The organism is Rhodococcus sp. OK519, from assembly GCF_003051005.1.
Lineage (GTDB): Bacteria > Actinomycetota > Actinomycetes > Mycobacteriales > Mycobacteriaceae > Prescottella.
The window spans coordinates 327,088-339,728 of the sequence record NZ_QAOW01000003.1; the positions used below are offsets into that span (position 1 = coordinate 327,088).

Here is a 12,641-nt window from a genome sequence, read left to right on the forward strand (position 1 = left end):
ACTCAGGGACAAAGTCATGGACTTCACCCTCACCGAAGCCCAGCAGGACCTCGCGGGTCTCACGGGCGGCATCGTCACCGACATCGTCACCAACGAGCGTCTACGCGAACTCGACTCCGCCGAGGACCGCTTCGATCGCAAGCTCTGGGACGCCCTCGCAACCTCCGGGGTGCTCAGCGCCGCACTGCCCGAGTCCGTCGGCGGCGACGGATTCGGCGTTCTCGAGCAGGCCAGCATCCTGATCGAACTGGGCCGCGGCGTCGCCCCCGTCCCCTACCTGTCGTCGATCGTCATGGCGGCCGGCGCGATCGCCGAGTTCGGCTCGGACGCACAGTGTTCGGAGTGGGCCGCCCCGGCCGGCGCCGGCTCCAAGATCCTTGCCGTCGCGCTCGCGGAAGAACTCAACGACAACCCGGCAGCGCCCGTGACCCGCGCCGAGAAGACGGCCGACGGCTGGACGCTGCGCGGCACCAAGATCGTCGTCGACGGTGCGCCGATCGCCGACCTGTTCCTTGTTCCGGCCGCCACCGACAACGGCACCGTGGTGTTCCTGGTCGAGGCCGGTGACGCCGGCGTCGCCGTGGCCCGCCAGCAGACGACGGACTTCGGGAGCACCGGCATCGTCGAGTTCGCCGACGTCCGCCTGGACGACGACCGCGTACTCGGCAGCGTCGAGCACGGCGCGGCGATCGTCGACTGGATCGTCGACCGCGGCTCCGTCGGCTCGAGCGCCTTCCAGTTCGGCGTGCTCGACCAGGCACTGAAGATGACCGCCGACTACGCCCGCGAGCGCGTGCAGTTCGACCGACCGATCGGCAGCTTCCAGGCCGTCGCGCAGCGCCTCGCCGACGCGTACATCGACGTCAAGGGGGTGCGCCTGACGCTGTGGCAGGCGGCGTTCCGTCTGGCCGAGGGCCTGCCGATCGAGGGCGAGATCGAGACTGCGAAGTTCTGGGCGGCAGACGCGGGGCACCGCGTCGCGCACACCGTCGTGCACGTGCACGGCGGCGTCGGACTCGACGAGGATCACCCGACGCACCGGTACTTCCTCGCGGCCAAGCGTCAGGAGTTTCTACTCGGTTCGGCCACCGACCAGCTTCGCCGCCTGGGCGCGGAACTGGCCGCGACGCCCGCGTAACCGGCACGCGCGCAGGCAGTCCCACACAGTGAAATGAGAGAGCATGACGGGCGTCACACGGGCCATGATGTGGGCATGACAGTGACTCCCACCGTCGCGGATCTGCTCACGCGGCTTCGCGACGTCGATACGCACGGAATCCGATTCGAGGATACGTACATTCCGTGGACTGACCACGTCCACGGAATGTACGACCGTGCTGCCGCTCTCGATGCACTGCTCGATCCCGCTCGGCCCCGCCACTTCGGCGTGCTGATGGACAACATCCCCGAATTCTCGTCGCTTCTGGGCGCCGCTGCCTTCTCCGGCGCAGTGATCGCCGGGCTCAACACGACGCGCCGCGGCGAGGCGCTCGCCCGCGACATCGCCCTGTCCGACTGCCAGGTGGTCTTCACCGAGAACACCCAGGCTCACTTGCTCGACGGGTTGGATCTCGCCGGTGTACGGGTGATCAACGTGGACTCCCCCGAGTGGCCCGAATTGTTGGCGCCGTTCTCCGGCAGCCCGGCGATCCCGCCCACCGCGAAGCTCGACGATCTCCTCATGCTCATCTTCACCTCCGGCACCAGTGGCGATCCGAAGGCCGTGCGCTGCACGCACTTCAAGATCGCCGACCCGGGCGTGATGCTCGCGGATCGCTTCGGCCTCGGGGCCGACGACGTCGTCTACATGTCGATGCCGATGTTCCACTCCAACGCCATGATGGCCGCGTGGTCGGTCGCGTTGCATGCCCGCGCCGGGATCGCGATGCGACGCAAGTTCTCCGCGTCGGGGTTCCTGCCCGACGTGCGCCGCTACGGCGTCACGTACGCCAACTACGTCGGCAAGCCGCTGTCCTTCATCCTGGCCACGCCGGAACTCACGAACGACGCCGACAACACCCTGAAGATCATGTACGGCAACGAGGGTTCCGCACCGGTGGTGCGGGAGTTCGCCCGCCGGTTCGATACCCGGGTGATCGACGGTTTCGGCTCCACGGAGGGCGGCGTGTCCATCTCCGCGCATCCCGACTCCCCCGCCGGCGCACTCGGAATGCTGCCTGCCACCGTCGAGATCCGGAATCCCGACACCGGAACCGTCTGCCCTCCTGCAGAGTTCGACACGAACGGCCGACTCGTCAACGCCGAGGAGGCGACCGGCGAGATGGTCAACGTGACGGGGGCCGGAGCGTTCGCGGGCTACTACAAGAACGCCGAAGCCGACGCCGAGCGCCTGCGCGACGGCATGTACTGGAGCGGCGACCAGGCCTACCGGGACGCCGACGGCTTCGTGTACTTCGCTGGACGCAGCTCGGGCTGGCTGCGGGTCGACGGCGAGAACCTCGGCGCCGCACCGATCGAACGCATCCTGCTTCGATACCCGGGCTTCGCACAGGTATCGGTGTACGGCGTGCCGGACCGCGAGGTCGGCGATCGAGTGATGGCGGCGATCATCCCGACCGGCGACGTCGACGACTTCGACCCGTCGGCGTTCGCCCGCTTCCTCGACGAGCAGCCCGACCTCGGCCCGAAGCAGCGGCCCACACTTGTGCGCGTGTGTGAGGAGTTCCCGCGGACCGCGACGTTCAAGGTCGTGACCCGCACACTCAGCGCGGAACGCTGGCACTGCACCGACCCGGTGTGGGTGCGCGATCGCGGACAGGACGAGTTCGAGCTGCTGACAACGGAACTCGCACTCACTCTGGAGCGCCAGACCGCAGACGCCTGACGAACGAGAACAGCGCCCTGGAACCATGTTCCGGGGCGCTGTTCGTTCTACAGGGTCAGCCCTTGAAACCGTCGAGACGGGATACCGTCGACTCGTATCCCTCGACGAGCTCGGCCATGATCTCGGCGACCGGGCGGATCTCGTTCATCCGGCCGACGATCTGACCGACCGGCATCGCGACGACCTCGGGATCGTCTCCCGCCGAGATGCGCTGATGCGCCTCGCTGACGAGAATGTTCTGCAGTGGCATCGGAAGCGGCTCGGGCGCATCCGGCTTGGCCCAGGCGTCGGTCCACTTGGTCTTGAGCAGACGCGCCGGCTTGCCGGAGTAGATCCGTGAGCGGACCGTGTCGGCGGACGTCGCCGCGAGCAGGGCGCGCTGGATCGACGACGGGCCGTCGGCCGCGCTGCCGAGCTTGTACTCGCTCGTGGTGAGCCAGTACGAACCCATCCAGACGCCGGAGGCGCCGAGAGCGAGGGCCGCCGCGACCTGACGGCCGCTGCCGATACCGCCCGCGGCGAGCACGCCCGCCGAATCACCGATCGCGTCGACGATCTCGGGGACGAGCACCATCGAGGCGATCTCACCGGTGTGCCCACCGGCCTCGTAGCCCTGCGCGATCACGATGTCGACACCGTTCTCCACGTGGCTGCGCGCGTGGTCCACGGCGCCCGCGAGGGCGGCCACCGGGACACCCTTCTCGTGCGCGAGATCGATGACGTCCTTCGGCGGCGAGCCGAGAGCATTGGCGATCAGCGCGATTCGATGGTTCAGCGCGACATCGACGTGCGACCGGGCCACCGAATGCAGCCAGCCGAGGACGCCGGCGGCGTGCTCGACGTCATCGGACAGCGGCGGCACGCCCAGCTCGTCGAGCGTGCGGTTGACGAACGCGCGGTGCTCGGCCGGGATGAGCTTGTCGAGGTCCACGGCGGCGCCCTCGGTGGGGATCTTCGCGGGCATCACGATGTCGACGCCGTACGGCTTGCCGTCGGTGTTCTCGTCCATCCACGTGAGCGTGGCCTCGAGCTCGTCCGGGTCGTTGAACCGCACGCACCCGAGCACGCCCAGACCGCCGGCGCGGCTGATCGCCGCCGCGACGTGCTCCGACGGGGTGAACCCGAAGATCGGGTACTGGATGCCGAACTTCTCGGCGAGATCGGTATGCATCAAGCGTCCTTGCCGTTGGTGAGGTGATCGTCGGCCTCGCGCGACTGGGTCTGCGCGGTGGCCCACTTGTAATCGGGTTTGCCTGCCGGAGAGCGCTTGATCTCGTCGACGAGCCACAGGCTGCGCGGCACCTTGTAGCCGGCGATCTCCTTGCGGGCGGCGTCGACGATGTCGTTCAGGCTCGGACGGGTGCCGGGACGCGGCGCGACGACCGCGGCGACGCGGTTACCCCAGCGCTCGTCCGGGACACCGACGACGAGGACGTCGAACACGTCGGGGTGCGTCTTGACTGCGCCCTCGACCTCTTCGGGGTAGATCTTCTCGCCACCGCTGTTGATCGAGACGGATCCGCGGCCGAGCATCGTGACGGTGCCGTCCTCCTCGACCGTGGCGTAGTCGCCCGGGATCGAGTAGCGAATCCCGTTGAGGGTCTTGAACGTCGCCTTCGTCTTCTCCTCGTCCTTGTAGTAGCCGACCGGGATGTGTCCGCTGCGGGCGATGAGGCCGACCTGCCCGGAGCCCGGGGTGACCGGGATGCCGTCGTCGTCGATGACAACGGTGGCGGCGTCGATCTTCACGCGCGGTCCACCGGTGTGCTCGAAGCCCTTGGTGATGGTCGCCAGGCCGCCGAAGCCGGTTTCGGACGATCCGATCGAGTCGGTGAGCAGACGGTTCGGCAGCAGGTCGAGGAACTGCTCCTTGAGCGCCGGCGAGAACAGGGCAGCACTGCTGGCGATCACGTACAGCGACGAAAGGTCGTACGGCTCACCGGTCTCCGGGTTGCCCGCGATCAGTGCGTCGATCATGGGTCGCGCCATCGCGTCACCGGTGATGAAGATGAGATTGATCTTGTGGCGGTCGATGACCTGCCACACTTCATGGCCGTCGAACTCGGGATGCATGACGAGCGTGCCACCGCCGAACAGGCTGTGGAACACCGCCGACTGCGAACCGCCGTGGATCATCGGAGGAATCGGGAAGCGAACCATCGGGGGATGCGCGGCGCCGAGTTTCGCCAGCTCCCACTCGTCCTCCAGGTATTCGCCGGTGACGAAATTGACGCCGCCGCCGAGTACGCGCCACCAGTCCTCGTGCCGCCACATGACGCCCTTGGGCATTCCCGTGGTGCCGCCGGTGTAGAGGATGAAGATGTCGTCGGGGCTGCGCTCACCGAAGTTGCGTTCGGGCGAGCCCTGCGACAGCGCGTTCTCGAATTCGACACCGCCGTACGCCGAGTAGTCGAGATCCGTTCCGTCCTCGACGACGATCGCGGTCTTGACCTGAGGGGTGTTGGGGAGGACGCCTGCAACCTTGTCGCTGTATCGGCGCTCGTGGACGAGCGCGACCATGTCCGAGTTCTCGAAAATGTACTGTAACTCGTTCTCGACATACCGGTAGTTGACGTTGACCATGATGGCGCGGGCCTTGAAGATGGCTACCATCGACACGATCGCCTCGATGGTGTTCCGGCTGTAGATGCCCACCTTGTCGCCCGGTGCGACGCCCTGATCCCGCAGGTAGTTGGCCAGACGGTTGGCCTTCTCCTCGAGTTGCGCGAACGTGATCTCGCGGTCGGCGTCCACCAGTGCGAGGCGATCCGGGTTGAGGTCGATCGAGTGCTCTACAAGGTCTGCAATATTAATGGCCACGTCAACAAAGTAGAACGTGTTACTGTCGCTGACAAGACCCAATTAGAGACTCAGCTCACACGTATATCAGGAGTAATCAGTGTCCACCGAAACCACGGAAAATACAGATGTTTCGGCAAAAACGCCCCACTGCCTCGTCGAGAAGCGTGGCCACGTCCTCATCGTGACCATGAATCGCCCCGAGGCCCGCAATGCACTCTCGGGCGAGATGATGGCGATCATGGTGGACGCCTGGGACCAGATCGACTCCGATCCCGACATTCGGGTCGCGATCCTCACGGGCGCCGGTGGCACGTTCTGCGCCGGAATGGATCTCAAGGAGATGAACCGCAACGCACCCGGCGACAAGTTCACGGGAGGCATGGACGTGACCCGTCTGCCGGCACTGCTCAAGGGCCGCCGCCTCACCAAGCCGCTCATCGCCGCGGTCGAGGGTCCCGCCATCGCGGGCGGCACCGAGATCCTGCAGGGCACCGACATTCGCGTCGCGGGCCAGAGCGCCCGCTTCGGCGTGTCCGAAGCGCGACTCGGCCTGTTCCCTCTCGGCGGTTCCGCGGTCCGCCTGGTCCGCCAGATGCCCTACACGCTGGCCGCGGAGATCCTGCTCACCGGCCGGACGGTCCCCGCACCCGAGGCCAAGGAATTGGGCCTGATCGGCCACGTGGTCCCCGACGGCCAGGCGCTGGACAAGGCGCTCGAAATCGCCGAGCAGATCGCCGCCAACGGCCCCATCGCGGTACAGGCGATCCTCAAGACCATCCGCGTCACCGAGGGCATGCACGAAGAGGACGCCTTCAAGCTCGAGGCCGAGATCGGCGCCGCGGTGTTCAAGAGCAACGACGCCAAGGAGGGCCCGCGCTCGTTCGCCGAGAAGCGCGCCCCCAAGTTCACCGGCAGTTAGCGCGACGCTTCCAGCCGAAGGGTCCCTTCACCCGCTCCGAGCGAGTGAAGGGACCCTTCGGCTTTCGGGGAACGCCACCGACGCCGCGTATCCTCGACGAACATTTACCGACGAACGACAGGTGAGAGCGCCGATGGGCACTAGTGCGAACGAGGCATCCACGCCGGACTGGCTGCGCCTCGAGCCCCTCGAACTGACGCCGATCCTGTCTGCGGCACTCGATGCGTTCTACGAAAAGGGCTTCCACGGGTCGTCGGTGCGCGATATCGCCCGCCGCGTCGGCGTCACGGTGCCCGCCCTCTACTACCACCACGAGAACAAGGAAGGACTTCTTGTCGCGCTGATCGAACTCGGCACCGGGGACGTCCTCGCGCGCGCCCGTTCCGCCGACGACGCGGGAGACGGCGACGCCTTCCGTCGCCTGACCAACGTCGTCTCCGCGATCGTCCTGCGAATGACGGATCGAGCCAGACTCTCGGCGATCGAGGGCGAGGCCCGCTACCTCACCTCCGAAAACTTCGAGCGATACCGCACGGTCCGCAAGGGTATCGAGACCATCATGCTCGACATCGTGCGGGACGGAGCCGAGACGGGCGCGTTCGAGGTCGACGACCCCGCAGAGACCACACGGGCCATTCTGGGCATGTGTCAGGCCATTCCTCGCTGGTACCACGCCGAGGGCGAGCTCGGCCCGCAGGCCGTCGCGGCCAAGTACGCGGCGATCGCCGCGAAGATGGTCGCGGTCCTCCCCTCCTGAGCCCGAACCATTGACCCCGACCGACCCAGCATGGTACCCACTTAGCGATCGATAAGTAAGCAACGTGAGGAGTGGGAGCATGACCGAGGCAGTCATCGTCGACGCCGTTCGACTCGCGTCCGGAAAGGGCAAGCCCGGTGGCGCCCTGTCCGGAACCCACCCGGTGGAACTGCTCGCGCACGTGCTGCGCGCGATCGTCGAACGCAACGGCCTCGATCCCGTACGGGTCGACGACGTCATCGGCGGCTGCGTCCAGCAGGTCGGCGAGCAGGCGCTCAACATCTCGCGCAGCGCGCTGCTGTCGGCGGGCTTCCCCGAATCGGTCCCGGCGACGACGATCGACCGGCAGTGCGGATCGAGCCAGCAGGCCGCGCACTTCGCCGCGCAGGGCGTCATCGCCGGCGCCTACGACATCGTCATCGCATGCGGCGTCGAGTCGATGAGCCGCATCCCGATGGGCACCTCCCCCATCGGCCAGGATGCGTCCGGCCCGGGTATCGCCGCACGCTATCCGGAAGGGCTGGTCCACCAGGGCATCTCGGCGGAGCTGATCTCCGCGAAGTGGAAGCTCGACCGTGAGACACTCGACGCGTATGCCGCGCAGTCGCATCAGCGCGCAACGGCCGCCGCGGCGAGCGGTGCCTTCGACAACGAGATCGTGCCCATCGCGGTCACCGATGCCGACGGACGCCGGAACGAGCATCGCGTCGACGAAACGGTGCGTGGCACCACCAGAGCCGAAGGCCTGGCAGGCCTGCGGCCGTCGTTCCGGACCGACGAGTTCGCCGCCCGCTTCCCCGAGGCCCCGTGGCAGATCACGCCCGGCAACTCGTCGCCGCTCACGGACGGCGCGTCCGCCGTGCTCATCATGAGCAAGAAGGCCGCTGCCGAAACGAAGCTCACTCCGCGCGCTCGCTTCCACTCGTTCGCGGTGCTGGGCGACGACCCGCTGATGATGCTCACGGCGCCGATTCCCGCGACCCGCAGGGTGCTTGCCCGTGCCGGACTGTCCATCGACGACCTCGACGCGTACGAGGTGAACGAGGCCTTCGCGCCGGTGCCCCTGGCGTGGGCGCACGAACTGGGCGCCGACCCCGCCAAGCTCAACCCGCTCGGCGGCGCCATCGCCCTCGGCCACGCACTCGGCTCGTCCGGGACACGCCTGCTGACGACGCTCGTCAATCACCTCGAGGCGACCGGCGGCCGTTACGGTCTGCAGACCATGTGTGAAGGCGCGGGCATGGCCAACGCGACCATCATCGAACGACTCTGAACGCAAGCACAATCGGAAGGAACCACATGATCGTCAATGACAGCGTCGCCCTCGTCACGGGCGGCGCGTCCGGTCTCGGACTCGCCACCGTCAAGGCACTCCACGACCAGGGCGCCAGCGTCGTCATCCTCGACCTGCCGTCGTCCAACGGCGAGGTCATCGCGAAGGAACTCGGCGACCGCGTGCGCTTCGCCGCCGGTGACGTCACCGACGAGGCATCCGTCGTCGCCGCTCTGGATCTCGCGGAATCCCTCGGGCCGCTGCGGGTCACGGTCAACTGCGCCGGTATCGGCAACGCCATCAAGACCGTCGGCAAGCAGGGTGCGTTCCCGCTCGCCGAGTTCAACCGCGTCATCAACATCAACCTCGTCGGCACTTTCAACGTGCTCCGCCTCGCGGCCGAGCGCATCGCGAAGACCGACCCGATCGACGGCGAGCGCGGCGTCATCATCAACACCGCATCCGTCGCCGCGTTCGACGGCCAGGTCGGCCAGGCGGCGTACTCCGCGTCCAAGGGCGGCGTCGTCGGCATGACGCTGCCGATCGCGCGCGACCTCGCGTCGCTGCTGATCCGCGTCGTCACGATCGCGCCGGGACTGTTCAAGACCCCGTTGCTCGCAGGGCTGCCGGAGGCCGCACAGGCCTCGCTGGGCCAGCAGGTTCCGCATCCATCCCGCCTGGGTGATCCCGCCGAGTACGGTTCGCTCGCCGCACATATCGTCTCGAACCCGATGCTCAACGGCGAGGTGATCCGCCTCGACGGCGCAATCCGCATGGCGCCGCGCTGATCGGCTGCGCAACAGAAGCGGCGCGGGCCGCGGTGGATTCCACCGCGGCCCGCGCCGTTTGCGTTTCGTGAATGTCAGACCGTGCCGACCGCCGCCGCCAGCTCACGCATGTGCGAGGTGCTGCGGCACGTCACGAGCAGCATCGTCACGCCGGCATCCTCCCATTCCTTGACCTGGGTCCGTACCTCGTCGCGGTTGCCGATGATCATCGTGTCCGTGACCATCTGGTCCGGCACGACCGCCGCGGCCTCCGCCTTGCGGCCCGACAGGAACAGCTTCTGAATCTCCTTGACCTCGTCGCCGTATCCCATGCGGGTGTAGACCTGGGCGTGGAAGTTCATCTCCGCCGCGCCCATCCCGCCGACGTAGAGCGCCGTCATCGGCCGGAGCTTGTCGATCTCGGCCTGCCGGTCGTCGGTGACGATCACCTGGCACGTCGCGGCGATCTCGAAATCCTCACGGCTGCGCCGGGCCCCGGCACGCGCGAAGCCCTCGTCGAGCCACTCGTTGTACATCGGCGCCAGGCGCGGGGTGTAGTAGATCGCGAGCCAACCGTCCGCGATCTCCGCCGTCAGCGCGACGTTCTTCGGTCCCTCGGCGCCGAGCCAGATCGGCAGGTCTGCACGCAGCGGGTGTGTGATCGGCTTGAGCGGCTTGCCGAGTCCCATCGATCCCGAACCGGTGTAGGGCAACGGATAGTGCGGTCCGTCGTTGCGGACCGCGGCCTCGCGCGCGAGCACCTGCCGCACGATCGAGACGTACTCGCGAGTACGAGCGAGGGGCTTCCGGAACGGCTCCCCGTACCAGCCTTCGACGACCTGCGGGCCGGACACACCGAGGCCGAGGATCGCCCGTCCGCCCGACAGGTGATCGAGTGTCAGTGCGTGCATCGCGCAGTTGGTGGGCGTGCGCGCCGACATCTGGGCCACCGACGTTCCGAGCCCGATGCGTTCGGTGCTCGACCCCCACCACGCGAGCGGAGTGAAAGCGTCGTTGCCCCACGACTCGGCTGAGAAGACCGCGTCGAATCCGGAGGTGTCGGCCTCGTTCACCAACTCCTGCGCGTTGGCCGGCGGTTGCGCACCCCAGTACCCGAGTTGTAACCCCAGCTTCATTGCGTGCCTCCGTGTTTTCCCAGACCTGCAGTGACTCTTGCCACAGTAATAAGAACCTGTTCTACTCGATTCCGTGACTCAAGGAAAGACAGCGAGCAAGAGCCAAGTGGCCGAGCAGCCACTGAGAGCACCACTTAATCTGAAATTCGACTACACCCGCTCACTGGGGCCGACCATCGGCGCGTTCGTGACGGCTCTGCGTGACCGAAAGGTCATCGGTGCCCGGGGTTCCGACGGCCGAGTTCACGTGCCGCCACCGGAGTTCGACCCCGCGACCCACGAACCGATGACGGACTTCGTCGACGTGTCCGACACCGGGACGGTGGCCAGTTGGTCGTGGATGCCCGAGCCCATCGAGGGCCAGCCGCTGACCCACCCGTTCGCGTGGGCGCTGGTGAAGCTCGACGGCGCCGACACCTCGATCCTGCATGCCGTCGACGCGGGCTCCCCCGACGCGATGAGCACGGGGATGCGAGTTCGCGTCCGCTGGGCCGACGAGCGCACCGGGCGGATCCAGGACATCGCATGCTTCGAGCCCGGCGAGAGTGACTCTGATTCCACCGCAACCGTTTCCGGAGGCGATCCGGTGACCGGCATCGTCACTCCGATCGATCTGCACTACACGCACACCGCGTCGTTCGAGGAAACCTACTATCTGCTCGGCCTCATGGAGGGCAAGATCATCGGCGGGCGCACCGATGCGAACGGCAAGGTCTACGTGCCGCCGCGCGGCGCCAACCCCACCGACGGTGTGCCCACCAAGGAGCAGGTCGAGGTGTCCGACAAGGGCACCATCACCACCTTCTGCATCGTCAACGTCCCGTTCATGGGTCAGCAGATCAAGCCCCCGTACGTTGCGGCCTACGTGCTGCTCGACGGCGCCGACATCCCGTTCCTGCACCTGATCCTCGACGTCGATGCGTCCGAGGTCCGGATGGGCATGCGCGTCGAGGCCGTGTGGCGCCCGAAGGACGAGTGGGAGTACTCGCTCCGCAACATCTCCCATTTCCGCCCGAGCGGTGAGCCGGACGCGGACTACGACACCTTCAAGCACCACCAATAGGAGCCTCGAGACCATGACAGACATTGCAGTCGTCGGCTTCGCACAGGCCCCCCATGTGCGCGAGACCAGTGGCACCACCAACGGTGTCGAGATGCTGGTCCCCTGTTTCCAGGAGCTGTACTCCGATCTCGGAATCACCAAGTCCGATATCGGATTCTGGTGTTCCGGATCGTCCGACTACCTGGCCGGACGCTCGTTCTCGTTCATTTCCGCCATCGACTCGATCGGCGCGGTGCCGCCGATCAACGAGTCGCACGTCGAGATGGACGCCGCGTGGGCGCTGTACGAGGCCTGGGTCAAACTCATGACCGGCGAGGTCGACACCGCCCTCGTGTACGGCTTCGGTAAGTCGTCCGCCGGTAACCTCCGCCAGATTCTCGCCATGCAGATGGACCCGTATCTCGTGTCTCCGTTGTGGCCGGACTCGGTCTCGGTCGCGGGCCTGCAGGCCCGACTCGGTCTGGACGCCGGCAAGTGGACGGCCGAGGACATGGCGGCGATCGCTCAGCGCAGCCGTGCCGCCGCGAAGTCCAACCCCGACGCCCAGATCTCCGGGGACGTCGACATCGAGACGCTGCTGGCGTCCGAGTACGTTGCGAATCCGCTGCGCGCCCACGACTGCGCACCCATCACCGACGGCGCGGCCGCAATCATCCTGGCTCGCGGCGATCGTGCCCGCGAACTGTGTGAGCGCCCGGCATGGATCACCGGAATCGATCACCGGATCGACTCCCCCAACATCGGTTCGCGTGACCTGACCACGTCCCCGTCGACGACGTCGGCCGCACGCGCCGCGACGGGTGGCGATGTGTCGAACATCGATGTCGCCGAACTCCACGCACCGTTCACTCACCAGGAGATCATCCTGCGCGAGGCGATCGGTCTGACCGACGCCACCACGATCAACCCGTCGGGTGGCCCCCTCACCGGCAACCCGATGTTCTCCGGCGGTCTCGAGCGTATCGGCTACGCTGCCCGCTCGATCATGAGCGGCGACGCGCAGCGTGTCCTCGCCCACGCCACCAGTGGCCCTGTGCTGCAGCAGAACCTGGTCGCCGTCATGGAAGGACGCAACTGAT

General features: G+C 67.1%; 11 protein-coding genes. 8 read left to right on the forward strand and 3 right to left on the reverse strand.

The annotated features are described in order from the left end of the window. Nucleotides 1–16 precede the first annotated feature (16 nt). Both C8K36_RS11490 and C8K36_RS11495 read left to right on the forward strand, forming a co-directional pair. On the forward strand, nucleotides 17–1,138 hold the full coding sequence (locus C8K36_RS11490) for an acyl-CoA dehydrogenase family protein (RefSeq protein ID WP_107984603.1): 1,122 nt from the start codon (nucleotides 17–19) through the stop codon (nucleotides 1,136–1,138). 75 nt (nucleotides 1,139–1,213) lie between these two features. Then, complete coding sequence (locus C8K36_RS11495) at nucleotides 1,214–2,845, forward strand: long-chain-fatty-acid--CoA ligase (protein ID WP_107984604.1); 1,632 nt, start codon at nucleotides 1,214–1,216, stop codon at nucleotides 2,843–2,845. Nucleotides 2,846–2,900: 55 nt separating this feature from the next. Here C8K36_RS11495 and C8K36_RS11500 read toward each other — a convergent pair whose 3' ends face one another. Both C8K36_RS11500 and C8K36_RS11505 read right to left on the reverse strand, forming a co-directional pair. Next, entirely contained in the window at nucleotides 2,901–4,016 is a 1,116-nt protein-coding gene (locus C8K36_RS11500) for an NAD(P)H-dependent flavin oxidoreductase (RefSeq protein ID WP_107984605.1), read from the reverse strand. Then, the gene (locus tag C8K36_RS11505) at nucleotides 4,016–5,665 is read right to left on the reverse strand and encodes an acyl-CoA synthetase (RefSeq protein ID WP_107984606.1); all 1,650 of its coding nucleotides are present in this window, start codon (nucleotides 5,663–5,665) and stop codon (nucleotides 4,016–4,018) included. Before C8K36_RS11505 ends, C8K36_RS11500 begins: the two co-directional genes overlap by 1 nt. A gap of 79 nt (nucleotides 5,666–5,744) precedes the next feature. On the opposite strand from C8K36_RS11505, the gene C8K36_RS11510 reads away from it, so the two are divergent. The 4 genes from C8K36_RS11510 (at nucleotide 5,745) to C8K36_RS11525 (ending at nucleotide 9,384) form a co-directional block, all read left to right on the forward strand. Then, nucleotides 5,745–6,566 (forward strand): crotonase/enoyl-CoA hydratase family protein, encoded by an 822-nt coding sequence (locus C8K36_RS11510; protein WP_107984607.1) that lies wholly within the window; start codon nucleotides 5,745–5,747, stop codon nucleotides 6,564–6,566. 133 nt (nucleotides 6,567–6,699) lie between these two features. Continuing rightward, nucleotides 6,700–7,323: a TetR/AcrR family transcriptional regulator gene (locus tag C8K36_RS11515; RefSeq protein WP_107984608.1), complete on the forward strand. Its 624-nt coding sequence runs from the start codon at nucleotides 6,700–6,702 to the stop codon at nucleotides 7,321–7,323. A gap of 79 nt (nucleotides 7,324–7,402) precedes the next feature. Then, complete coding sequence (locus tag C8K36_RS11520; RefSeq protein ID WP_107984609.1) at nucleotides 7,403–8,596, forward strand: thiolase family protein; 1,194 nt, start codon at nucleotides 7,403–7,405, stop codon at nucleotides 8,594–8,596. A gap of 26 nt (nucleotides 8,597–8,622) precedes the next feature. Continuing rightward, nucleotides 8,623–9,384, forward strand: coding sequence for a 3-hydroxyacyl-CoA dehydrogenase (locus tag C8K36_RS11525; protein WP_107984610.1), 762 nt, complete (start codon nucleotides 8,623–8,625; stop codon nucleotides 9,382–9,384). Between the two features lie 74 nt (nucleotides 9,385–9,458). Here the strand turns inward: C8K36_RS11525 and C8K36_RS11530 are convergent, their stop codons facing one another. After that, nucleotides 9,459–10,499 (reverse strand): LLM class F420-dependent oxidoreductase, encoded by a 1,041-nt coding sequence (locus C8K36_RS11530; RefSeq protein ID WP_107984611.1) that lies wholly within the window; start codon nucleotides 10,497–10,499, stop codon nucleotides 9,459–9,461. Between the two features lie 73 nt (nucleotides 10,500–10,572). Between C8K36_RS11530 and C8K36_RS11535 the strand changes: the two genes are divergently transcribed. After that, on the forward strand, nucleotides 10,573–11,562 hold the full coding sequence (locus tag C8K36_RS11535; RefSeq protein WP_258195380.1) for an OB-fold nucleic acid binding domain-containing protein: 990 nt from the start codon (nucleotides 10,573–10,575) through the stop codon (nucleotides 11,560–11,562). Nucleotides 11,563–11,575: 13 nt separating this feature from the next. Beyond that, entirely contained in the window at nucleotides 11,576–12,640 is a 1,065-nt protein-coding gene (locus C8K36_RS11540; RefSeq protein ID WP_107984613.1) for a thiolase domain-containing protein, read from the forward strand. The last annotated feature ends 1 nt before the right edge of the window (nucleotide 12,641 follow it).

What these genes read in the sequence shown, in the direction of transcription:
- C8K36_RS11520 (WP_107984609.1), top strand. Translation starts at nt 7,403, where the DNA reads ATGACCGAGGCAGTCATCGTCGACGCCGTTCGACTCGCGTCCGGAAAG.
- C8K36_RS11530 (WP_107984611.1), bottom strand. Translation starts at nt 10,499, where the DNA reads ATGAAGCTGGGGTTACAACTCGGGTACTGGGGTGCGCAACCGCCGGCC.
- C8K36_RS11490 (WP_107984603.1), top strand. Translation starts at nt 17, where the DNA reads ATGGACTTCACCCTCACCGAAGCCCAGCAGGACCTCGCGGGTCTCACG.
- C8K36_RS11540 (WP_107984613.1), top strand. Translation starts at nt 11,576, where the DNA reads ATGACAGACATTGCAGTCGTCGGCTTCGCACAGGCCCCCCATGTGCGC.
- C8K36_RS11500 (WP_107984605.1), bottom strand. Translation starts at nt 4,016, where the DNA reads ATGCATACCGATCTCGCCGAGAAGTTCGGCATCCAGTACCCGATCTTC.
- C8K36_RS11515 (WP_107984608.1), top strand. Translation starts at nt 6,700, where the DNA reads ATGGGCACTAGTGCGAACGAGGCATCCACGCCGGACTGGCTGCGCCTC.
- C8K36_RS11525 (WP_107984610.1), top strand. Translation starts at nt 8,623, where the DNA reads ATGATCGTCAATGACAGCGTCGCCCTCGTCACGGGCGGCGCGTCCGGT.
- C8K36_RS11495 (WP_107984604.1), top strand. Translation starts at nt 1,214, where the DNA reads ATGACAGTGACTCCCACCGTCGCGGATCTGCTCACGCGGCTTCGCGAC.